Origin of the sequence: Onishia niordana, from assembly GCF_004798965.1 — a bacterium.
In the GTDB taxonomy this organism is placed as follows: Bacteria; Pseudomonadota; Gammaproteobacteria; order Pseudomonadales; family Halomonadaceae; genus Onishia; species Onishia niordana.
The window spans coordinates 53,949-74,874 of the sequence record NZ_SDSD01000007.1 but is presented as its reverse complement, the minus strand read 5'-3'; the positions used below and the strand labels follow the sequence as shown (position 1 = coordinate 74,874).

Genomic DNA, 20,926 nt, shown 5'->3' with positions numbered 1-20,926 from the left:
CGCCATAGGCTTGCGATCAGATGAAGCGGCCGAGTCCCGCCGCTTCTCGCAGGCGATCCATGAAGGGAGCCGCCTCAGAACGTGCCCGCTCGGCGCCCTTGGCCAGTACCTGCTCGATATGCCCCGGGTCCTCCATCAGCGCCTGATAGCGTTCGCGGGGCTCACGCAGATGGGCATTCAAATACTCAAAGACCCGATCCTTGGCGACCCCCCAGCCGATGCCGTTCTCGTATTCACGGCGCAGCTCGGCGGTCTCCTCGGCGGTCGCGAAAGCCGAGTAGATCTGAAACAGGGTGCAGGTATCCGGATCCTTCGGCTCGCCGGGTTCCAGCGAGTTGGTCTTGATCTTGCGCACCAGCTTCTGGAGCTTTTTCTCGGACACGAACAGCGGAATGGTGTTGTTGTAGCTCTTGGACATCTTGCGCCCATCGAGGCCGTTCAACACTTCCATCTTCTCATCAACCACCGCCTCGGGCTGCGTAAAGAACTGCCCCTTGTAGAGGTGGTTGAAGCGTCCGGCCATGTCGCGCGCCATCTCGATATGCTGAATCTGATCACGGCCGACCGGCACCTTGTGGGCATTGAACATCAGGATATCGGCGGCCATCAGCACCGGATAGCCGAACAACCCCATGGTAATGCCCTTGTCCGGGTCCGGAGAGCCGGCGACCTCGTTGTCGCCGACGGCCGCCTTGTAGGCGTGAGCTCGGTTCATCAGGCCCTTGGCACAGACACAAGAGAGCATCCAGGTCAGCTCGGGAATCTCGGGAATATCCGACTGGCGATAGAATATGGCGTTGTCAGTATCAAGACCCAGTGCCAGCCAGGTGGCGGCGATCTCGAGGCGTGACTGCTCCACACGCTTGGGGTCCTGACACTTGATGAGGGCGTGCAGATCAGCGAGGAAATAGAAAGACTGAACGTTGGGGTCCTGGCTTGCGGCGATGGCCGGCTTGATGGCGCCAACGTAGTTGCCGAGGTGCGGCGTGCCGGTGGTGGTGATACCGGTGAGAACGCGTGTCTTGTTCATGAATTCGGACGGGTCCACTGAGTAAATGGCTAGTCGCCCCAGTTTACAGCGCTGTCCCGGTCAAGGCGAACGGCACGCCCAACGGGACGACCCTGCAGGGCCGTCCCTGGCTGTGACGCACCGATACAGACGTCAACCGTTCGCCTCGAAGCCACTGGCGCTCAGCCTCACCAGACTCGACAGGCTCACGAAGACGACGCCCAAAAAAGCAACGCTCAGCTCAAAAGGCTCGCCGCCTCGATACTCTCGAGACCGAAGGCCTCTGCCACCGCCCGATAGGTCACCTGGCCCGCGTGAACATTGAGACCTTCCAGGAAATGTGAGTCATCGGCCAGCGCCTGCTGCCACCCCTTGTCGGCCAGTGCCATCACGAATGGCAGGGTCGCGTTGGTCAGCGCCTGGGTCGAGGTACGAGCCACCGCGCCGGGCATGTTAGCCACGCAGTAGTGCACGATGCCGTCGACCACATAGGTCGGTGCGGCATGGGTGGTGGGCTTGCTGGTCTCGAAGCAGCCACCCTGATCGATCGCCACGTCGACCAGGACGCTGCCAGGCTTCATCTCAGCAAGCTGGTCGCGGTTGATCAGTTTGGGGGCGGCAGCACCCGGCACCAGCACGGCACCGATGATCAGATCGGACTCGCGCACCGCCTCCTCCAGGGCGTCAGCCGTCGAGTAAACGGCCTTGATGCGGCTCTGATAGCGATGATCGAGCGCCTCGAGACGCGCAAGCGACTTGTCGAGAATGGTCACTTCGGCGCCCAACCCCAACGCCATGCGCGCCGCGTTCTCGCCGACCACACCACCGCCGATCACGGTGACCTTGGCCGGCGCCACCCCCGGCACGCCGGGCAGCAGGATACCGGCGCCACCCTGGGCCTTTTCCAGGCTGTGGGCGCCGGCCTGCACCGCCATGCGCCCGGCCACTGCACTCATCGGTGCCAATAGCGGCAGGCCGCCGCCGGCACCGGTGATGGTCTCGTAGGCAATGCAGGTGGCACCGCTCTCGATCAACCCTCGGGTCAGCGCCTCCTCGGCGGCCAGGTGCAGGTAGGTAAACAAGATCTGCTCTGACGACAGCCGCTCGACCTCTTCGGGCTGGGGCTCCTTGACCTTGATGATCAGTTCGGCGTTCTGCCAGAGGGTCGCCACATCGGCCTCGAGGTGAGCACCGGCGGTCTGGTAATCAGCATCCGGGAAGCCGGCACCCTCTCCGGCGCCTGCCTGTACGACTACCTGGTGGCCACGCCCAGTCAGCTCACGGACGCCTGAGGGCGTCAGGGCCACGCGATATTCGTGATTCTTGATTTCCTTCGGCACAGCGATCTTCATGGCACCTCCTTGAGGGTAACGGGCGCACGGGGCGCGTCGGTCATCACACAAGCATCAGTACAGCACAGCGGAACAAGAACGCCCAAGCCCCCATGATAGTTTGGAAAATATCCATAAAAAAACGCCCAACCAGCAACGAAACCGTTGCCAGGAAGGCGCTAAAAAACACATATTTCTGATTCCCGGGAGCGTCGCCTCAGTCGCGGCGGTGCGTGCCACAGGCCCAACAGGTCTCGAAGACCCCCTCGAGACGTTCACCGCAGCCCGGGCAACGCCACTCAGGACGGGCCTCGAGCGGCCCCTCGAGTGCTTCTTGCACTAGGCTTTCCGCCCGGGCGGCATTGTGCGGCGCCACCCAGACCCCGGGTTCGCAGTCCCCCAGCGGGAGCTCACCCGCGCCACCACCGAGCGTCATGTTTCTGAGCTCGGCCGGCACTCCAGCGCTTTCCAGCACGTTGTGCACGTGGCTGACCATCAGCGCATTGGAGTGAGCGAAGACTCGTACCCAGTCACTCATCGGTCGCGAGACTCCTTCGTCGGGCCCGGATCAATCACGGCGCTTAGTCACGGAAAACACGTACCCCGAGTGCCTTGAGATAAGACGTCTCGGGTATCGCCGGATGCACCGGATGATCAGCGCCCTGATGACCCTGATAGATCACCTGGCCATGACGATCCTGGTGACGCACGGCTCCTCGCACGCACTCGACAAGACGCTCGGGCGCCAGGTGCATCGAGCAGGATGCGCTCATCAGCAGGCCATCGCGGCCCAGCAGGCGCATCGCCTCACGGTTGAGGCGCGAGTAGGCACGCTCGCCACTGGGGATATCCTTGCGCTTCTTGATGAAGGCCGGCGGGTCGAGAATCACCACATCGAACTGCTCGCCATCGGCCTTGAGCGCGGCCATGGCCTCAAAGGCGTCTCCCTCACCAATGGCCACCTGATCGGTCAGGCCGTTGAGGGCTGCGTTGGCGGCGACATGCTCGAGGGCTTCACTGGAGGCGTCCACGCACAGCACCTCGCTGGCACCATGTGCCGCCGCCTGCACACCCCAGCCACCCACATAGCTGAATACGTCCAGCACGCGCTTGCCGGCCACCAGCTGATTGAGCCAGGCGCGGTTGTCGCGGTGGTCATAGAACCAGCCGGTCTTCTGACCATCGAGCACCCGCGCCACGAAGCGTACACCGTTCTCCTCGAGCAGCACTTCTTCGGGCAGCTCGCCCTTGACCACCTCGACCTGGCGGTCAAGCTTCTCCTGGCGACGCCCGGAGGAATCGTTCTTGAAGACGATGGCCCGCGGCGACAGCACCTTGTCGAGGGCGTCGACGACCTGCTCGGCCATGCGTTCCATGCCCAGGGTGTTGAGCTGAACCACCAGCACATCGTCGAAGCGATCGACGATCAGCCCGGGCAGGAGATCGCCCTCGCCGTGCACGAGGCGATAGAAAGGCTTGGCGAAGAGCCGCTGGCGCAGGCCCAGGGCCTGCTTGAAACGATGCACCAACAGCGAACGGTCGAGGCGCATCTCCGGATCACGAGACACGATCCGCGCACAGATCAAGGAGTGCGGATTGACGTAGGCAACTGCCATGGCACGGCCGTTCTGAGCTTCGATCACCGCCTGGGCGCCCGGCTCAAAGGTCTTGAGCGGCGTCGCGTCGGTGTCGATCTCGTTGGAATACAGCCACAGATGGCCGGCCTTCAGGCGGCGGTCGGCGTTCTTCTTCAAGCGCAGGCGTTCGGTCACGGAGGTCTCCGTCAAACAGACAACAGGAAAATAAGGACAGTCTACTCTGCCGTGCCCGGCAACGCGCGGGCACGGCGGATTAACCACATCAGGTCTGGCAGCTAGGGCAAAAGACGCTGGCACGCTGACCAAGAGTCACCAGACGAAGCTCTCTTCCACAGCGTCGACAGGGCTCGCCATTGCGGCCATAAACGTTCAGGCGCTGAGCGAAATAGCCCGGCTCCCCGGTGCCACTGACGAAATCACGCAGCGTCGTGCCGCCCTGCGTTATCGCCGCCGCGAGCACCTCGCGGATCGCGGCGGTGAGGCGCACATAACGCTCGCGCGAGATCTGGCCGGCAGCCCGGCGCGGATCGATGCCGGCAAGGAACAGCGCCTCGGCGGCGTAAATATTGCCCACCCCCACCACGACGGCGTTATCCATCAGGAAAGGTTTTACGGCCAGGCGACGCTTGCGTGAACGCGCGAACAGCCGCTCGTCATCGAAGGCCGGCGACAACGGCTCCGGGCCCAGCCGGGCCAGGCGTGGATCGCCCTCGACACCGCCCTCAAGCCAATCAAGGAAACCGAAGCGACGCGGATCGTGATAGCGCAGGATGGCGCCATCCTCCATCACCAGATCGACATGATCATGCTTCTTTGGCGGGTCGCCGAGCCGCGCAATCCGCAGGCTGCCGGACATGCCCAGATGCCAGAGCAGCGCCTGGCGGCGCTCGACTCCGTCCTCGGCCGGGGCATCGGCGGTCGCCTCGATCGGCAGGACCAGGTACTTGGCACGGCGCGACAGGGCTCCGATGCGCTTGCCGATCAGGGCGTTTTCGAGCCCCTCCGGCACCGGCAGGCGCAGGCGGTGCTGACGCACGATCACCTCGCGGATCTCGCGCCCTTCCAGATAGGGGGCGATGCCACGGCGCGTGGTCTCGACTTCGGGAAGCTCGGGCATGCGCGATGATTCCGTGAAGCGGTGGGCATGGGACAGAGGGAGGCGCCAGAGACGCAAAAACCCGGCGTTAACCGGGTTCAGGCGACAGGTTTGCACCTGCGGCAGGAGCCATCAAGTGTTACTTGATCTTGGCTTCCTTGTACATCACGTGCTTGCGAATTGTCGGATCAAACTTCTTGAATTCAAGCTTGTCCGGCGTGTTCCGCTTGTTCTTATCGGTGGTGTAGAAATGGCCGGTACCGGCGCTGGACACCATACGAATCTTATCGCGCATGACTCAGTTCTCCCTGGAAGGCTGCTTAAACGCGTTCGCCGCGCTTACGAATATCGGACAGCACCTCTTCGATGCCTTTCTTGTCGATGATGCGCATACCCTTGGAGGAGAGGCGCAGCTTGATGAAGCGCTTCTCAGACTCCACCCAAAAACGGTGGGAATGCAGGTTCGGCAAGAAACGACGACGGGTCCTGCGCTGGGAGTGAGATACGTTATTACCTGTTACCGGACGCTTGCCGGTAACCTGACATACATTGGACATGGGAGCCTCCAACCGCTTGGCGAGTTGTTCAAAACCTGTCGGGCAAACCGGGTAGGGCGAACGGCTGGCCACCGCCTCGATGCCCCCTTATTTAACCCAGGGAATTCTAAAGGGTGCATGTTATACCAGAGGCCGGCATTCGCGGCAAGCATCATTGGTACAACACTCTCCCCCTGCACTCCCATGAGTGCTGGCCTGGAGATCAAGACGGGCGTCTTTAGTTGGCACGACACCTACACGACAGACAGGTGCTGTGTGACCGGGCGCGATAGATACCAATCACTTAGGGCTCATTCGCACTCGGCGGCGCAGTTTATCGCACCTTATCATCGAACGAAACGACCGCAGAGCGAAACAACCGCACCATGCGATGCGCGATACCACGACGACCCTGCAAGACAACCATGCGGCCTCTATAGCCACCCTCGCTCGGCAAAAGAGACCACCTCGCCGTCACCGACCACAAAGTGATCGAGCACCCGGATCTCGAAGAGCTCCAGGGCCGCCTTCAGCCGTTGCGTGATACGCCGGTCGGCGTCGCTCGGCTCGGCCACCCCGGAAGGGTGATTATGGGCAAGAATGGTCGCACCGGCGCCTAGCGCCAGGGCACGCCGGGCCACCTCCCGGGGATACACCGATGCACTGTCGAGGGTGCCGCGAAACAGCGACTCGAAGTGAATCACACGATGCTGGCTATCCAGGAACATCACCGCGAACTCCTCATGGCCCAGATGGCGAAGCTTCGAGGCGAGAAAGGCGCGGACCAGCGCAGGCGAGGTCAAGGCGTCCCCCCGGGTGAGCTGGCTTGCCAGGTGGCGACGCGACATCTCAAGCACCGCCTGCAGCTGCACGAAGCTGGCATCGCCCAACCCGTGCTCGGCGCAAAAACGCGCTCGGTCCGCCTCGAGCAGCGGCCGAAGACCACCGAAGCTCGTCAACAGATCCCGCGCCAAATCCACCGCCGAGCGCCCCTTGACCCCCACCCGTAGAAAAATCGCCAGCAGCTCTGCATCAGACAGCGCTGCTGGCCCAAGGCTCAACAGCTTCTCTCGCGGGCGCTCCCCCTCGGGCCAATCTCGAATCGCCATACGACGCCTCCTTGCGTCCGGGTAACGATGACTCGGCCTTCACCGCTCTGCCTAAGCCAGGCCGAGTCAGTATTAGCAAAGCCTATATATAGCGATGCTGCAACGCCCGCCATCATGCTTAACCGCCGCGAGATCGCCCACACGTGAATGACACGGCAGCCATACGCTCGACAGGAGTCCGGGAGATCACCGCATGGGGCGGGGCACGCTACGCAAGAAATGCGCTGAGTGGTAAGGTATATGGCTTCGCTCACGGCTCGGATTCTGAGATGGCAACCCCCTCCGGAAAGCGCACTCTACTTGGCATCAGTGCCGGCATTGCTGCCTACAAAAGTGCCCACCTCGCCCGCCTGTTGAAGAAGGCAGGACACGAGGTGCGCGTGGTCATGACCGATGGCGCCCAGGCGTTCATCACCCCGCTGACGCTTCAGGCGCTCACCGGCGAAGCGGTGCGCACCTCGCTGCTCGACCCTGAGGCCGAGGCCGGCATGGGCCATATCGAGCTCGCCCGCTGGGCCGAGCTGATCCTGATCGCACCGGCCACCGCTGATTTGATGGCCCGCCTCGTTCACGGCCATGCCGATGACCTGCTGACCACCCTGTGCCTGGCAAGCCAAGCCGAGAAAGTGATGGCGCCGGCCATGAACCAGGCCATGTGGCGTCACCCGGCGACCACCCGCAATGCCCGCCAGCTCGAGAGCGATGGCTGGCAATTGCTGGGGCCGGCGGCCGGCGACCAGGCCTGCGGTGATGTGGGGCCCGGGCGAATGCTTGAGCCCGAGGCCATCGTCGACGCGCTCTTTATGGCGCCCGAAGCTGCGCCTGCCATGGCGCCCGAAGCTGCGCCTGCCATGGCGCCCGATAGCGTACCTTCCCCGGCATCGCAAGCAGCGCCTCCCGAGTCAGCGACCGCCAAGGCACGCCCGGCTCAGGGCCTGACGGTGACCATCACCGCCGGCCCGACGCGTGAGCCGCTGGATCCGGTGCGGTATCTGTCCAACCACAGCTCGGGGAAGATGGGCTACGCGCTTGCCGAGGCAGCGGCCGCGCTCGGCGCCACCGTGCACTTGATCAGTGGCCCCGTGACGCTTGCCACGCCGAATGATGTGCGACGCATCGATGTGAGCTCGGCGACCGAGATGGCTGAGGCGGCGCATCGCCTGGCAGGGCAAAGCGATATCTTCATCGGCTGCGCGGCGGTCGCCGACTACCGGGCCGCCAACGTCAGCGAGCACAAGATCAAGAAAACAGCGGAGAATGACGAGCTGACCCTCACATTGGTCAAGAACCCCGACATCATTGCCGAGGTGGCCAGGCACCGCGCTGGCGCACCCCGCCCCTTTGTGGTGGGCTTTGCCGCCGAGACGCGCGACCTCGAGGCCTATGCCCAGGACAAGCTGGCCCGCAAGGGTCTCGATATGATCGTTGCCAATGATGTCTCCCAGGCGGGCCTGGGCTTTGGCTCGGACAGTAACGCCGCCCTGGTGCTGTGGCCGGCCAGCAGCGAGCCCCATGCCCCCCTTGGCCGCCGGGCCTTACCCGCCCAGACCAAGGCCACGCTTGCCACGGCGATCCTCGACTGCCTGCTCGAGCGCCTCGAACATCCTGATACCGCTTCGTCACCCATCGCCACTACCAAGGCCCCCAAGGCCTCATCACAGGACCCCCAATGACCGCGACTCCTTCCACTCCGCGCCTGGCCGTCAAGATTCTCGACGAGCGCGTTCGCGATCACATGCCCCACTATGCCACCGCCGGTAGCGCCGGCATGGACCTGCGAGCCCTGCTCGACGCACCACTGACCCTGGCCCCAGGCGAGTGTGAACTGGTGCGCACCGGGCTCGCCGTGCACATCGGCGACCCCTCGCTCGCCGGCATGGTCCTCCCCCGCTCGGGGCTTGGCCACAAGCATGGCATCGTGCTTGGCAACCTGGTGGGGCTGATCGACTCCGACTACCAGGGCGAGCTGATGATCTCGGTGTGGAACCGCGGCCAGCAAAGCTTCGTTCTGGAACCCTTCGAACGCCTGGCGCAGTACGTGCTAGTCCCCGTCGTGCAGGCCGAACTTGAGGTGGTCGATGATTTCGACGCTGGCCGACACGGCACCGACCAGGGCGCTAACGACCAAAGCAGCACCGGCCAGCGTGGCACCGGCCAGCGTGGCACCGGCGGATTTGGCAGCTCCGGCCGCCATTGAGCGTGACCCGGTACCACACGCATCACCCAACATCGCTACGACATCGCTGCAGGCTTGGGGCGAACACAGGAAGCGTTCGCCCCCCCTGACCCGATACTCTACTGCGAAGGAAAGACCTCATGACTCAGGTACCCGCTTCGATCTTCCGCGCCTACGACATCCGCGGCATCGTCGATGACTCTCTCACCGAAGCCGGCGTCGAGCAGATCGGACGCGCCATCGGCAGCGAAGCCGCCGCCCGCGGCGAATCCACCGTGGTAGTGGCTCGCGACGGCCGCCTTTCCGGGCCACGCTTATCAAGCGCCCTGATGCGCGGCCTGGCCGCCGCCGGCCAGGACGTCATCGATATCGGCATGGTGCCGACCCCGGTGCTCTACTACGCCACCCACGTGCTCGAGGGCACCGCTTCGGGGGTGATGGTCACCGGCAGCCATAACCCGCCGGATTACAATGGCCTGAAGATCGTGCTTGGTGGCGAGACCCTGTCCGGCGAGGCGATCACGGCCCTGCACACCCGCCTCGATCAGGATGACCTGACCAGCGGTCAGGGCAGCATCCGCGAGGCCGATGTCCGCGAGCAGTACCTGCAACGCATTCTTGGCGATATCGCGCCGGGCCGGCCACTCAAGGCGGTGGTCGACTGCGGCAACGGCGTGGCCGGCGAGCTTGGCCCAAAGCTCATCGAACGCCTCGGCATCGAGACCGTCCCGCTGTTCGCCGAGATCGACGGCACCTTCCCGAACCATCATCCCGACCCGGGCAAGCCCGAGAACCTCACCGACCTGATTCGCACCGTCAAGGAGACCGGCGCCGATATTGGCCTTGCCTTCGATGGCGACGGTGATCGCCTCGGCGTGATCACGCCAAAGGGCGAGCTGATCTATCCGGATCGGCTGATGATGGCCTTCGCCGAGGACATGCTCGAGCGCAACCCCGGTGCCCGAGTCATCTTCGACGTCAAGTGCACCGGCAACCTGGCGCAGGTGATTGAGGCGGCGGGCGGCACCCCAGAGATGTGGCGCACCGGCCACTCCCTGATCAAGGCGCGCATGAAGGAAACCGGCGCCCAACTCGCCGGCGAGATGAGCGGCCACATCTTCTTCCAGGAGCGCTGGTACGGCTTCGATGACGGCCTCTACGGTGCGGCTCGCCTGCTTGAGATCCTGTCGAAGCAGGAGCAGGACGCCGACGCCTTCTTCGCCCGCTTCCCGCAGGACCTGGGCACGCCGGAGCTCAATATCACCGTCACCGACGAGACCAAGTTTGCCCTGGTCGAGCGCCTGGCGCGTGAGGCCGACTTCGGCGAGGACGGCGTCAAGACGACCCTGGACGGCATCCGCGTCGACTATCCTGATGGCTGGGGCCTGTGCCGGGCCTCCAACACCACCCCGGTGCTGGTGCTGCGCTTCGAGGGCAAGAGCGACGCGGCGCTTGCGCGTATCCAGGCACGCTTCGGCGATGCACTGAAACAGATCGATGCAAGCATATCGCTGCCGTTCTGAGACGAGTCTGAAACGAGAGTGAGACCTGCGTAGCAGCCATCGATTCGATCCATCTGACGCGCACGTCGCCGCGCCGCCGGCGACGTGCCAACGCGTTGCCCGCCCTGTCGGGCGCGACACAACGAGAGACATACCATGAGCGAACATACCCGCGACCCCCGCCAGGTCGTCGAGGTCCTCTCCGAGGCCCTGCCCTATATTCAGCGTTTTTCCGGCAAGACCGTGGTGGTGAAGTACGGCGGCAACGCCATGACCGAGGACGCCCTGATCGATTCCTTCGCCCGCGACATGGTGCTGATGAAGGAAGTCGGCATTAATCCGGTGGTGGTCCATGGTGGTGGCCCGCAGATCGGCGAACTGCTCGGCAAGCTCAAGATCGAGTCGCGCTTCGTCAACGGCATGCGCGTCACCGACGCCGAGACCATGGACGTGGTCGAGATGGTACTGGGCGGCCTGGTCAACAAGGGCATCGTCAACCTGATCAACCAATGCGGCGGCAAGGCCATCGGCATGACCGGCAAGGACGGCGGCCAGATTCGTGCCCGCCAGCTCAAGGTCGAGCAGAAGACCCCGGAAGTGTCTACTTCAGAGATCATCGACATCGGCCACGTCGGCGAGGTAGAACACGTCTCCACCGACCTGATCGAAATGCTCACGGCTCGCGATTTCATCCCGGTGATCGCCCCCATCGGCGTCGACGAAACCGGGCGCAGCTACAATATCAATGCCGACCTGGTCGCGGGCAAGATCGCCGAGGCGCTGTCCGCCGAGAAGCTGATGCTGCTCACCAACGTCGCCGGCCTGATGAATGCCGAGGGCGAGGTACTGACCGGGCTCTCGACTCAGGATGTGGACAACCTGATCGCCGACGGCACCATCCACGGCGGCATGCTGCCAAAGATTCGCTGCGCTCTGGATGCGGTCAAGGGCGGCGTGGCAAGCGCTCATATCATCGACGGTCGCGTGCCCCACGCCACCCTGCTGGAGATCTTCACCAAGGCCGGTGTCGGCACCCAGATCATCGACAGCGAGGGCTGACAGATAGCCGCAAGGCGGATTGCCCCGCTCGCGGCGGCTCAGTAGGATGAGCTAGAGACTCCCAAAATATTATTAGAAGAAGCTCATGACGCAGGAAACCAACAAACCCAATCGCCGCGAGCAGATCCTTCAAGCGCTAGCGCTGATGCTTGAGGAAGATAGCGGCAAGCGCATCACCATCGCCGCCCTGGCGCGTCAGGTCGGCGTGTCGGAGGCTGCGCTCTACCGCCACTTCCCGAGCAAGGCCCGCATGTTCGAAGGGCTGATCGAATTCATCGAGGAGAGCCTGTTCGAGCGCATCCGCCGCATCCTCGATGAGACACCCGGCGCCCTGTCACGCTGCCAGCAGATCATGACCCTGCTGCTCGGTTTCGCCGAAAAAAACCCGGGGCTGTCCCGACTGCTCGGGGGCGATGCGCTGACCGGTGAGACCGCGCGCCTTCGCCTGCGCATTCACCAGCTCTTCGAGCGCCTCGAAACACAGCTCAAGCAGGTCCTGCGCGAGGCCGAGCTCCACGAACAGCACCGCCCACGGGTCTCGGCCTCGGCAAGTGCCAACCTGTTGGTGGCGCATGTGGAGGGCCAGATCTCCCAATATGTCCGGAGCGACTTCAAACGCCGCCCCACCGAGTTCTGGGAGGACCAGTGGACTCTGATCGCCGAGCGGCTGCTCGTTGACGTGCCGAACCTTGCGCGCGCCTGAATCGTAGAACAACCTCGCGCATGGCGCGTTGCACGCCCTGCCACCACCCAGAAACGCAAAACCCCCGATGCCGAAGCATCGGGGGTTTTTCTTACTACTACACGATCATGGCGAGAAGCCGCCTGGCAACGATTAGGCCACCAAGGCGTCGCCAATCTGATGCTTGATCTTCTTCATGGCGTTTTTCTCGAGCTGACGGATGCGCTCGGCGGATACGCCGTAGACATCGGCCAGATCGTGCAGGGTCGCCTTGGGCTCATTGAGCCAGCGCCGTGTCAGGATGTCCTGTGAGCGCTCATCCAACTCGCCGAGAGCGGCGCGCAGACGCCGGGTAGAGTCTTCTTCCCAGTCGCTGTCTTCGAGCTGGGTGGCCGGGTCATAACGGCCGTCGTCGAGGAAGTTGACCGGCGCCTGATAAGAGGAGGACTCGTCATCATCGCTCGGCGACGCGTCAAAGCCAGCGTCGTAGGCCGACAGCCGCCCTTCCATATCGCGCACCACCTGCGGCTTGACGTCGAGATCCTTGGCGATGGCATCGACTTCGTCGTTGTTGAGCCAGGCCAGGCGCTTCTTGGCGCTGCGCAGGTTGAAGAACAACTTACGCTGAGCCTTGGTGGTAGCGATCTTGACGATGCGCCAGTTGCGCAGCACGAACTCATGGATCTCGGCCTTGATCCAGTGCACCGCAAAGGACACCAGACGCACGCCCTGATGCGGGTCGAAACGCTTGACGGCCTTCATCAGGCCCACGTTGCCCTCCTGGATCAGGTCCGCCTGGGGCAGGCCGTAACCGGAGTAGCTGCGGGCAATATGCACCACGAAGCGCAGGTGTGACATGACCAGCCGGCGGGCCGATTCGAGATCGTTCTCGTCATGAAGGCGAAAAGCCAATTCGCGCTCTTCTTCAGCGGTCAGTACGGCAATACCGTTAACCGCCTGAATGTAACCATTCAGGTCGTGGCCCGGGGATAATTGGCCAGTAGGCAGAAGACTGGTGCTCATGCAGGATGTCTCCAAGTTTGCCCTCAGTATCGTGCGAACACGCATAAAAAATGCGTGTTCGCGGGAGCGGACGTTGTGATCGAGGCAAATGAACGGGCCTCGACCATTAGATGACTAACGTTTCGCTGTTGGATGTTCACCAGACCATAAAGTTCCGGAGAATGCCAGTTGCTCGTATCAATCGACGTCATTTGTCCGTCGCGACACGCAGTGTAGCCTACTGAGGACGGATGTCAGCCAGATGACGAGAGACCGCGATCCATGCCCCCAGTAAACCGAGCAGTGTACTCGAAATCAGCAGCGTTGCCGAGCCCATGGCATCCAGAGCAGGCATCGCGAAACTGGCGCCGTAACTCTCGGCCAGGGCCGTGGCCGGCGCACTCAACCACTGCCGCCCCAGCGCCAGAAGCCCCCAGGCCAAGAGCCCTCCACCGAGGCCATACCAGGCACCACTGTACAGGAAGGGCCGGCGAACGAAGCCGTGGGTTGCCCCGAGCAGGGTGACGACCTCGATTTCCTGACGACGGCTCTCTACCGCCAGCCGGATGGTGTTGCCCACCACCAGCAGCACCCCCAGACCGAACAACACGCCAAGCGCCAGGGTCACCCGCCGACCAAGCTCGGCAAGGCGCTTGAGGCGCTCAAGCCAGGCAAGATCCACACGCACCTCATCAACGCCGCTGACCGCTTCAAGCTCGGCTGCCAACGTGCGCATGGCATCAGGCGATGCATCCCGGGGCGAGATGACAACACTTGCTGGCAAGGGATTGGTCGTGAGCCGGTCGAGGGCATCCTCGAGCCCCAATGCCTGCTGGAACTCGGCCATGCCTTCGGCGGCAGTGATCAGCCGTATCGCCTCGACCGCCGGCGTCGCCCCCAGCGCCTCGGCTACCCGCATCGCCTCACGCTCATCGACCTCGCTTTCCAGATAGGCCGTCAGCGTCGCGCTCTCGTCGAGCTGGGTATCCAGCAGACGTGCGCCATCCAGTGTCAGCCACAGGGCCGTGGGCAGCATCAAGGCAATGGCGATGGCCAGCATGGTCAGCAAACTGGCGACAGGCGTGCGAATCAGGCGTGTGGCACTGTCCCGGCCCACGGCCCGATGGTGTCGCGCCCAGGCACTAAGCCGGCTGCGCATCACCGTGCGCTGACTTCGTGCTCCGCGCCTCGAAGTGCCACTCGCCGCCTGAGCGTTTTCACGTTCACTCATGAGGCCTCCTGATCACCGACCAGGCGGCCGTCGCCCAGGCGCAGCACGCGATGGCGCAGCCGGGCGATGAGTGCCAGATCGTGGCTTGCCACCAGCACCGTGGTGCCAATGCGATTAAAGTCTTCGAAGAGTGTCATGATGTCGGCGGAAAGCTGGGGATCAAGGTTGCCGGTCGGCTCATCGGCCAGCAACAGCGCCGGCTTGTTGACCACCGCACGGGCAATGCCGATGCGCTGCTGCTCACCACCGGAGAGCTCGATGGGCAGCGCCTTCTCGCGATGTAAAAGCCCCACCTTGTCGAGAGCCGCCCGGGTACGGCGCGCGATCTCCCGGGGCTCTGCCCCCTGAATCTCTAGCGGCAACGCCACATTGGCGAACACATCCCGGTCAAAGAGCAGCTGGTGATCCTGAAACACCACGCCGATCTGGCGCCGGTAGAACGGCACCTGGCTGGCATGCAACCCGGCGATGTCATGACCCGCTACTCGCACCTTGCCACGGGACGGCCGCTCCAGCCTCATGATCAGGCGCAGTAGCGAGCTCTTGCCAGCCCCGGAATGGCCGGTCAGAAAGACCATTTCGCCGCGCCGGACCCGAAAATCGATATTGGCCAGCGCTTCGAAACGCCCGCCATAGCGCTTGCCGACATGCTCGAAGGCGATCATCGCTTAATGCCTCACTCGCTGCGAGACACGTCGAAGAGCGCATCGACGAAATCACGGCCGGCGAAGGGCCGCAGGTCATCGACCGTCTCGCCGACGCCAATATAGCGAATCGGTGTACCGAGCTGCTTGGCCAGTGCGAAGATGATGCCGCCCTTGGCGGTCCCATCGAGCTTGGTCAGGGTGATGCCCGTTACCGGTACCGCCTCATTGAAGGTGGCAGCCTGGGACAGCGCGTTCTGGCCAGTGCCGGCGTCGAGCACCAGCATCACCTCATGGGGGGCAGCGGCGTCGAGCTTGGCCATCACCCGCTGCACCTTCTTGAGCTCTTCCATCAGGTGGCCCTTGTTGTGCAGGCGCCCGGCGGTGTCGGCGATCAGCACGTCGATACCGCGGGCCTTGGCCGCGGACAACGCGTCATAGATCACCGAGGCACTGTCGGAGCCGGTGTGCTGGGCAACCACCGGTACGCTGTTACGTTCGCCCCATACCTTGAGCTGCTCGACGGCGGCAGCGCGGAAGGTATCGCCGGCGGCAAGCATCACGCTTCGTCCCTGTCCCTGAAAGCGCTTGGCCAGCTTGCCGATCGTAGTGGTCTTGCCGACCCCGTTGACGCCGACCATCAGAATCACGAAGGGACCCTGCCCTTTCTCGGGCAGCACCAGATCCTTGGCCACTGGCTCAAGCAGCGCCGCAAGCTCGTCCTGCAGAGCGTCATAGAGCGCTTGTGGCTCCTTGAGCTCCTTGCGGGAGACTCGGGCGGTCAGTCGATCGATAATCTCGGTTGTGGCCTCGATGCCCACATCCGCCATCAAGAGCTGGGTCTCGAGATCCTCCATCAGCTCGTCATCGATCTGCTTCTTGCCGAGGAACAGATCGGAAAGCCCCTCGCTCAGGTTGGAGCGCGTCTTGCCGAGGCCTTCCTTGATACGCGCGAACCAGCCTTTCTTCTTGCCCTTCTCCGGGTCGGCACTCGACTGGGGCGCAGGTGCCTGATCAGGACGTGGATCGAGCGCCGCAGGATCAGGCTGTTCCTCGGCGACCGGCTCAGATGAAGGTGCTGCCTCAGCAACGGAAGGCGTAACCTCTGGCTCGGGCGGTGCCTTGGGTGGCGTCAGGGCATCCTCAACAGGGGCCTGTTCAACGCCCTGCTCAGCGACCTGCTCGGAGACATCACCCTGGCGATGCTCGGCCGCTGCATCAGCCATGGCCTTGGCATCGTCTTCATTCGACTCGCTTTCAGCCTGCGTGTCAGCCGTCGGCTCGACCGACACCTCATCGGGTGCGACACGCTCATCACGGTCGCTAGGCGTCTCGGCAGTTTGTTGAGTATCGCCGTTTCGCTCGTCGGTATCGGTGCCCGTCACCGTGGCCTCATCGGCTGCATCTTCCGATGCCTCAGGAGTCACCTCCTGGTCCGGTGCCTGCTCTTGCTGTGACGGGTCCTGTTTCTTCTTTCGCTTGAATAATCCGAACATGGGCGTGATCTGGTCTCGAGTGCAGAGAATTGGCTCATCGTACCATCGCCGACCATGACTGTGGACAAGGCCACGGGTACAATCGTCCGACCATGAAACGACGTCGACCCTCTTCATCCCGTTCCAGCCGCCAGGGCAAAGCCCAAGGTAGGCAAGCCACCGGCCGCCGGGACGCCGGTCGCCGGGACGCCGGCCGCCTGCGGATCATTGGTGGCGACTATCGCCGCCGAACGCTTCCGGTACTCGACCACCCAGGCCTGCGCCCGACGCCCGACCGGGTTCGCGAAACCCTGTTCAACTGGCTTTCCGCTGCCACCGGTGGCGCACGCGTACTGGATCTGTATGCCGGCACCGGCGCACTGGGCCTCGAGGCGCTATCACGAGGCGCGCGGGAGGCGCTGTTCGTTGAACAGAGCGCCCCGGTTGCCCGGGCACTGGATGCCAATGTTGCCACGCTGGGCGCCAACGGCCGCGTCATTTCAGCCTCCGCCGACGCGTTTCTCGACGACATGGTGAGCACCGACGCCGCGCCCTTCGACCTGGTCTTTCTGGACCCGCCCTTTCGCCTGGGCCTCGCCGAGCAGAGCTGTCGCCGGCTTGCCGATGGCGGCCTGCTGGCCGCCGGCGCCTGGGTTTATCTTGAAGTCGAGACAGAACTCACCCCCTGCGTACCAGAGGACTGGATGCTGCATCGGGAAGTGCGTGCCGGCGACAGCAGCGGGCGGCTCTACCGTCTGCCCTAGACGACGCTTGCCGAGCCGCGCCACCCGTCGTACGCTGCGCCCTGACCACCACCCGTCTGCCAGTGAAGGCAGACTGTCATCAGGAGAAACAGGATGAGCATCGAACTCTTCAATCAGCTCGAGCAGCAAGTCAACAGTGCCGTCGAAGCGATCGAAATGCTGAAGATGGAAGCCGAGGAGCTGCGCGAGGAGAATGCCCGCCTCAAGCAGGAACACGACGAGTGGGAACAGCGCCTGAGCGGGCTGGTGACCAAGTTCCAGGCCCTCGATACCGGTGACAGCAGCGATACCGACGCCTCCTGATCGCACGCGACTTCAAGCCAGGCGTCACATTAGTGGCGCCTGGGCTTGATAAGCGATAACGCGTCCACGTTGCCTAGAGCGCAAGCGCCATCAGCAGCGCATCCTCGCGTGGCGCCGATACCGCTAGCGCAGGGTAATAGCCGCGCCGCCGCCCCTCTTCAACGAAACCAAGCCCCCGATAGAGCGCCAGTGCTGGCGCGTTGCTTTCGCGCACCTCAAGCAACAGCCGCTCGCTCCTCCAATGGCTCGCCGTCGCGATCAGCCGCTCGAGTAGTGCCCGCGCCACGCCCTGGCGTCTTGCCGAGGCGGCCACGGTAATCGCCTGCAATTCGGCCTCGAACGGCAAGCGGGCAAGCACCGCGAAGCCGGCAAGCGACTCGGCGTCATCTCCAAGGCTCAGCATGCCGACGACCTCATGGTCGTCGGCCATGAGCGCTTCGGCGAGTTGCCCCTCGGACCAAGGGTGAGATTGACCGGCCTGCTCCACCGAAACAACGGCGTCATGCCAGTCGGGCGTCAGCACGACCACCTGTGGCATAGCGCTCATGGCGCACTCATGCCGTCATCACCGGGTGCATCGGCACTTGCCCCGTCCTGAAGCGCCTCACGCCGCCAAGCCTCCCCCCAGTGGCGCAGCGATGGCCAAAGATCGCGCTTGGCCGCCGCATCGGCTGCCAAGGTCTCCAATGACGGCCCTTGCCAGGCGGGAATATCCAGCAGGGTGCAGATCTCACCTTCGATAGCCAGCACCCGGGAAAGCGTCGTATCTTCGCCGAACACCAACAGCCGCTCGGGCTGCCAACCCTGACGACGGCGGCCATCGATAAAGGCGCGCAGGCCATCGCGCGCCTCCTCTAGGGGAGCCGAGACCGGCAACTCGTCCATCATCGGCCAGCGGAAGTGCTGAAACGCCGGCATCTCGGCGGGCCGGATGCCGGCGGCGCGCAGCAGGTTCGCCAGCAGATGTCGTGGCATCTCGCCCGGGGGCGACGCTGCAGGCAGCACCAATAACCAACGACCCTCGAGGGCCGCGATCTGCAGCGAGAAACGCAGCGCCTCGCCGGAGGAGACCTGCGTCGCCGTGGCGGATGCATCGGCCCGGGGTTCTTGAGGCAAGCGCTCTTGCGCCTGCCCTTCCTGAGGTTTGGCATCCTGAGACGCAGGTTCGTGAGACGGACCTTCTTGGGGCTTACCGTTCTGACCCTGAGCCTCGCGAGGCGACCGCTCTTGCGCGGACGATGAGGCAGCAGCGGAAGCTTGCGCCTCTGGATCCTCTCCCCTCAGCAGCGCCCGCACCCGGCCAACGCCCTTGCCAGAAGGCTTGTCTGCCTGGCTACCTGGCGCTCTATCGGCGGTGTCTTGAGAAGCCCCTGAATCGGCAGGCCGTTTGTCCTGTCGCCCGTTTACGCCGGTCGAGGGCGAGGGGCGGGATTCAGCCACGTCATCCATCAGGGCCTGTAATCGCGCGGCCGGCGCCTTGGCCGCAGGCACCGCCGGCTCTTCCCAGGTACAGACCTCGGTAGCCGCGGCATTGGGCAGGCGATAGCGCCCGACCCAGGTGGTCAAGCCCATCGCCTCAAGATACTGCAGGCGCTGCGGTTCGTTCACGAGCGTCCGCCACCCCGGCAGTTAGGCGAGTCGGGGCGTGCCTCTCCACGCACCTGCCACTCATCGGGCGTATAGGGGTGCAGCGCCAAGGCATGCACCGGACCTGCCAGCTCGTCGGCCAGCAGCGCATAGATCTTCTGGTGGCGCTTGACCGGCATCAGGCCGGCAAAGTGCTCAGACACCAGCGTGACCTTGAAGTGGGTCTCGGAATTGGCAGGCACATTGTGCATATGACTCTCGTTCTCGACCGTTACGTAGGACGGCTCAAGAGTTTCCAGCTTGTCTTCGATGCGCGCCTGAACGCTCATGGTGTTTCCTCCCGGGTCGCAAGCCTTGCATTGTAACGTCTTCGTCGCGCGCTGGATAAGGCTCGCTCAGGCCGCGCGGCCATATCTCGCCAACGGCATGCGCCACAGGCTGAGCATCAGCGCCACCACGACGCAGGCGCAGCATACCCACAGCGCCAGAGACAGCGAACCGGCCGATAGCGCCAGCATCATCCCCACCATCGCAGTACCCAGCGCCTGGCCGAAGGTGCGCACCGACGCCAGCACGCCGGAGGCATTGGCGCTGTACTCGAGCGCCACACTGCCAATCATTTCGCGGTTGTTGGGCGCCTGGAAGATGCCGTAACCGATCCCGCACAGGGCCACGCGCCAGACGATGTCCGTGGCGTTCGCCGCTTCGCCAAGCATCGCCAGCGACAGCATGCCCAGCAGAAAGATCGAAAGCCCCAGCGATGAAATCAGCGTCGGGTTGAAGCGATCCGCCAGGCGCCCGGCGAACGGGCCGGTCAACATCAACGCCAGTGGCCAGGGCGTAAACAAAAGCGCCGCGGCGATGGGGCTCAGGCCCATTCCACTCTGAAACAGAAAGGGCAAACCGACGAATGCGGCCCCCTGAGCGATGAACGCCAACATCGAGATTATCGCCGCCACGCTGAAGCGTGGCTCGCGAAAGATCACCAGCGGCACCAGCGGGCTGACCGCCCGGCGCTGCCTCCACACGAACAACACCAGGCAGCCCACGCTGACCACAAGCGGCAAGAGCATGGCGGTACTGGCATTGCCGTGGCCGGCCCGGTCAAGAGCGAACACAAAACCGCTGACCATGGCCATGGACAAGAGCGCACCGGGCCAGTCGAAGCGTCCCGCTTCGCGTGCCTCGCGGGGGAGTGCGTGCAGCGCCAACGCCAGCGCCGTGATACCGATCGGCACATTGATGGCAAAGAGCCAGGGCCAGCTCGCCAAGTAGAGGATGCCGCCCCCCAACGACGGCCCAAAGGCTATGCCGAATGCCACCACCAGCGCGCCCAGGCCGATGGCCGACCCCAGCAGGCGCGACGGAAAGATCACCCGATACATCGACGGGCCGATACTCAGCATCGCCGCCGCGCCGAGTCCCTGCACCATCCGCGAGGCCAGCAGCCATTCAAAACTGTTCGACAGCGCACAGGCCAGTGACGCTAGCGTGAACACACTTAGCCCGCCGATATAGAGACGGTGGCGACCGATCAGCCGGCTCAGTGCGGCAAACGCCAGCAACGTCGACGCACTCACCAACTGGTAGATATTGGTGATCCACACCGCGCGGGATTCGCTAATGTCGAGCTCACGCGCCAGTGTCGGCAGCGCGATATTGACGATGCCACCGTCGAACACCGCCATCAGGGTGCCCAATACCACAACCAGCATCGCCAGGCGGCGTTGCGGGCCGGGTAAACCTTCATCCCCGGGCCGGGTCTCGAACAATCGATTCATGGACCATCTGCCATGCCAACGAGGTGGGGTGGCGCACCGCT

The 20,926-nt window shown here is 63.8% G+C and carries 23 protein-coding genes; 7 read left to right on the top strand and 16 right to left on the bottom strand.

Annotation, left to right across the window (positions count from 1 at the left end; all coding sequences use genetic code 11):
• Positions 1-16: 16 nt before the first annotated feature.
• The 8 genes from trpS to radC form a co-directional block, all read right to left on the bottom strand.
• On the bottom strand, positions 17-1,030 hold the full coding sequence (trpS, locus tag ETC27_RS13490) for a tryptophan--tRNA ligase (RefSeq protein ID WP_136255534.1): 1,014 nt from the start codon (positions 1,028-1,030) through the stop codon (positions 17-19).
• Positions 1,031-1,245: 215 nt separating this feature from the next.
• Positions 1,246-2,361: an alanine dehydrogenase gene (ald, locus tag ETC27_RS13485; protein ID WP_136255533.1), complete on the bottom strand. Its 1,116-nt coding sequence runs from the start codon at positions 2,359-2,361 to the stop codon at positions 1,246-1,248.
• Positions 2,362-2,557: 196 nt separating this feature from the next.
• Entirely contained in the window at positions 2,558-2,878 is a 321-nt protein-coding gene (locus ETC27_RS13480; RefSeq protein WP_136255532.1) for a putative signal transducing protein, read from the bottom strand.
• A 43-nt stretch (positions 2,879-2,921) separates the two neighbouring features.
• Positions 2,922-4,112 (bottom strand): class I SAM-dependent rRNA methyltransferase, encoded by a 1,191-nt coding sequence (locus ETC27_RS13475; RefSeq protein WP_136255531.1) that lies wholly within the window; start codon positions 4,110-4,112, stop codon positions 2,922-2,924.
• An 88-nt stretch (positions 4,113-4,200) separates the two neighbouring features.
• On the bottom strand, positions 4,201-5,055 hold the full coding sequence (gene mutM, locus ETC27_RS13470; RefSeq protein WP_136255530.1) for a bifunctional DNA-formamidopyrimidine glycosylase/DNA-(apurinic or apyrimidinic site) lyase: 855 nt from the start codon (positions 5,053-5,055) through the stop codon (positions 4,201-4,203).
• A 118-nt stretch (positions 5,056-5,173) separates the two neighbouring features.
• The gene (gene rpmG / locus ETC27_RS13465) at positions 5,174-5,329 is read right to left on the bottom strand and encodes a 50S ribosomal protein L33 (protein WP_136255529.1); all 156 of its coding nucleotides are present in this window, start codon (positions 5,327-5,329) and stop codon (positions 5,174-5,176) included.
• Positions 5,330-5,354: 25 nt separating this feature from the next.
• Entirely contained in the window at positions 5,355-5,591 is a 237-nt protein-coding gene (gene rpmB / locus ETC27_RS13460; protein WP_136255528.1) for a 50S ribosomal protein L28, read from the bottom strand.
• A 413-nt stretch (positions 5,592-6,004) separates the two neighbouring features.
• On the bottom strand, positions 6,005-6,679 hold the full coding sequence (radC, locus tag ETC27_RS13455; RefSeq protein ID WP_136255527.1) for a RadC family protein: 675 nt from the start codon (positions 6,677-6,679) through the stop codon (positions 6,005-6,007).
• A 269-nt stretch (positions 6,680-6,948) separates the two neighbouring features.
• Here radC and coaBC point away from each other — a divergent pair, with 269 nt between their 5' ends.
• From coaBC to slmA, 5 genes are all read left to right on the top strand, one after another.
• On the top strand, positions 6,949-8,352 hold the full coding sequence (gene coaBC, locus ETC27_RS13450; RefSeq protein ID WP_136255526.1) for a bifunctional phosphopantothenoylcysteine decarboxylase/phosphopantothenate--cysteine ligase CoaBC: 1,404 nt from the start codon (positions 6,949-6,951) through the stop codon (positions 8,350-8,352).
• Complete coding sequence (dut, locus tag ETC27_RS13445) at positions 8,349-8,876, top strand: dUTP diphosphatase (RefSeq protein ID WP_136255525.1); 528 nt, start codon at positions 8,349-8,351, stop codon at positions 8,874-8,876. Before coaBC ends, dut begins: the two co-directional genes overlap by 4 nt.
• A 119-nt stretch (positions 8,877-8,995) precedes the next feature.
• A complete protein-coding gene (locus ETC27_RS13440) occupies positions 8,996-10,378 on the top strand; it encodes a phosphomannomutase/phosphoglucomutase (RefSeq protein ID WP_136255524.1) in 1,383 nt (460 codons plus the stop codon).
• Between the two features lie 135 nt (positions 10,379-10,513).
• Positions 10,514-11,416 (top strand): acetylglutamate kinase, encoded by a 903-nt coding sequence (argB, locus tag ETC27_RS13435; protein ID WP_136255523.1) that lies wholly within the window; start codon positions 10,514-10,516, stop codon positions 11,414-11,416.
• A gap of 85 nt (positions 11,417-11,501) precedes the next feature.
• Entirely contained in the window at positions 11,502-12,119 is a 618-nt protein-coding gene (gene slmA, locus ETC27_RS13430) for a nucleoid occlusion factor SlmA (protein ID WP_136255522.1), read from the top strand.
• A gap of 132 nt (positions 12,120-12,251) precedes the next feature.
• Here the strand turns inward: slmA and rpoH are convergent, their stop codons facing one another.
• From rpoH to ftsY, 4 genes are all read right to left on the bottom strand, one after another.
• Positions 12,252-13,121: an RNA polymerase sigma factor RpoH gene (gene rpoH, locus ETC27_RS13425; RefSeq protein ID WP_136255521.1), complete on the bottom strand. Its 870-nt coding sequence runs from the start codon at positions 13,119-13,121 to the stop codon at positions 12,252-12,254.
• A 217-nt stretch (positions 13,122-13,338) separates the two neighbouring features.
• The gene (ftsX, locus tag ETC27_RS13420; protein WP_136255520.1) at positions 13,339-14,331 is read right to left on the bottom strand and encodes a permease-like cell division protein FtsX; all 993 of its coding nucleotides are present in this window, start codon (positions 14,329-14,331) and stop codon (positions 13,339-13,341) included.
• Positions 14,328-14,996, bottom strand: a complete 669-nt coding sequence (gene ftsE / locus ETC27_RS13415) for a cell division ATP-binding protein FtsE (protein ID WP_136255519.1) — start codon at positions 14,994-14,996, stop codon at positions 14,328-14,330. Before ftsE ends, ftsX begins: the two co-directional genes overlap by 4 nt.
• A gap of 11 nt (positions 14,997-15,007) precedes the next feature.
• Positions 15,008-16,471, bottom strand: a complete 1,464-nt coding sequence (ftsY, locus tag ETC27_RS13410) for a signal recognition particle-docking protein FtsY (RefSeq protein WP_136255518.1) — start codon at positions 16,469-16,471, stop codon at positions 15,008-15,010.
• 92 nt (positions 16,472-16,563) lie between these two features.
• Between ftsY and rsmD the strand changes: the two genes are divergently transcribed.
• Positions 16,564-17,214: a 16S rRNA (guanine(966)-N(2))-methyltransferase RsmD gene (rsmD, locus tag ETC27_RS13405; protein ID WP_136255517.1), complete on the top strand. Its 651-nt coding sequence runs from the start codon at positions 16,564-16,566 to the stop codon at positions 17,212-17,214.
• Positions 17,215-17,307: 93 nt separating this feature from the next.
• Positions 17,308-17,517: a cell division protein ZapB gene (locus ETC27_RS13400; protein ID WP_136255516.1), complete on the top strand. Its 210-nt coding sequence runs from the start codon at positions 17,308-17,310 to the stop codon at positions 17,515-17,517.
• Positions 17,518-17,590: 73 nt separating this feature from the next.
• Here ETC27_RS13400 and rimI read toward each other — a convergent pair whose 3' ends face one another.
• The 4 genes from rimI to ETC27_RS13380 all read right to left on the bottom strand — a co-directional run bounded on the left by rimI (position 17,591) and on the right by ETC27_RS13380 (position 20,885).
• A complete protein-coding gene (rimI, locus tag ETC27_RS13395; RefSeq protein ID WP_240724916.1) occupies positions 17,591-18,064 on the bottom strand; it encodes a ribosomal protein S18-alanine N-acetyltransferase in 474 nt (157 codons plus the stop codon).
• Positions 18,061-19,125 (bottom strand): hypothetical protein, encoded by a 1,065-nt coding sequence (locus ETC27_RS13390; RefSeq protein ID WP_136255515.1) that lies wholly within the window; start codon positions 19,123-19,125, stop codon positions 18,061-18,063. The genes rimI and ETC27_RS13390 overlap by 4 nt, the downstream gene beginning before the upstream one ends.
• On the bottom strand, positions 19,122-19,433 hold the full coding sequence (locus tag ETC27_RS13385) for a BolA family protein (RefSeq protein ID WP_136255514.1): 312 nt from the start codon (positions 19,431-19,433) through the stop codon (positions 19,122-19,124). The genes ETC27_RS13390 and ETC27_RS13385 overlap by 4 nt, the downstream gene beginning before the upstream one ends.
• Before the next feature lie 66 nt (positions 19,434-19,499).
• On the bottom strand, positions 19,500-20,885 hold the full coding sequence (locus tag ETC27_RS13380; RefSeq protein WP_136255513.1) for an MFS transporter: 1,386 nt from the start codon (positions 20,883-20,885) through the stop codon (positions 19,500-19,502).
• Positions 20,886-20,926 lie beyond the last annotated feature (41 nt).

Coding starts and splice junctions, on each gene's coding strand:
- trpS (WP_136255534.1), bottom strand. CDS start 1,030: ATGAACAAGACACGCGTTCTCACCGGTATCACCACCACCGGCACGCCG.
- ald (WP_136255533.1), bottom strand. CDS start 2,361: ATGAAGATCGCTGTGCCGAAGGAAATCAAGAATCACGAATATCGCGTG.
- ETC27_RS13480 (WP_136255532.1), bottom strand. CDS start 2,878: ATGAGTGACTGGGTACGAGTCTTCGCTCACTCCAATGCGCTGATGGTC.
- mutM (WP_136255530.1), bottom strand. CDS start 5,055: ATGCCCGAGCTTCCCGAAGTCGAGACCACGCGCCGTGGCATCGCCCCC.
- rpmG (WP_136255529.1), bottom strand. CDS start 5,329: ATGCGCGATAAGATTCGTATGGTGTCCAGCGCCGGTACCGGCCATTTC.
- rpmB (WP_136255528.1), bottom strand. CDS start 5,591: ATGTCCAATGTATGTCAGGTTACCGGCAAGCGTCCGGTAACAGGTAAT.
- radC (WP_136255527.1), bottom strand. CDS start 6,679: ATGGCGATTCGAGATTGGCCCGAGGGGGAGCGCCCGCGAGAGAAGCTG.
- coaBC (WP_136255526.1), top strand. CDS start 6,949: ATGGCAACCCCCTCCGGAAAGCGCACTCTACTTGGCATCAGTGCCGGC.
- dut (WP_136255525.1), top strand. CDS start 8,349: ATGACCGCGACTCCTTCCACTCCGCGCCTGGCCGTCAAGATTCTCGAC.
- ETC27_RS13440 (WP_136255524.1), top strand. CDS start 8,996: ATGACTCAGGTACCCGCTTCGATCTTCCGCGCCTACGACATCCGCGGC.
- argB (WP_136255523.1), top strand. CDS start 10,514: ATGAGCGAACATACCCGCGACCCCCGCCAGGTCGTCGAGGTCCTCTCC.
- slmA (WP_136255522.1), top strand. CDS start 11,502: ATGACGCAGGAAACCAACAAACCCAATCGCCGCGAGCAGATCCTTCAA.
- rpoH (WP_136255521.1), bottom strand. CDS start 13,121: ATGAGCACCAGTCTTCTGCCTACTGGCCAATTATCCCCGGGCCACGAC.
- ftsX (WP_136255520.1), bottom strand. CDS start 14,331: ATGAGTGAACGTGAAAACGCTCAGGCGGCGAGTGGCACTTCGAGGCGC.
- ftsE (WP_136255519.1), bottom strand. CDS start 14,996: ATGATCGCCTTCGAGCATGTCGGCAAGCGCTATGGCGGGCGTTTCGAA.
- ftsY (WP_136255518.1), bottom strand. CDS start 16,471: ATGTTCGGATTATTCAAGCGAAAGAAGAAACAGGACCCGTCACAGCAA.
- rsmD (WP_136255517.1), top strand. CDS start 16,564: ATGAAACGACGTCGACCCTCTTCATCCCGTTCCAGCCGCCAGGGCAAA.
- ETC27_RS13400 (WP_136255516.1), top strand. CDS start 17,308: ATGAGCATCGAACTCTTCAATCAGCTCGAGCAGCAAGTCAACAGTGCC.
- rimI (WP_240724916.1), bottom strand. CDS start 18,064: ATGAGCGCTATGCCACAGGTGGTCGTGCTGACGCCCGACTGGCATGAC.
- ETC27_RS13385 (WP_136255514.1), bottom strand. CDS start 19,433: ATGAGCGTTCAGGCGCGCATCGAAGACAAGCTGGAAACTCTTGAGCCG.
- ETC27_RS13380 (WP_136255513.1), bottom strand. CDS start 20,885: ATGAATCGATTGTTCGAGACCCGGCCCGGGGATGAAGGTTTACCCGGC.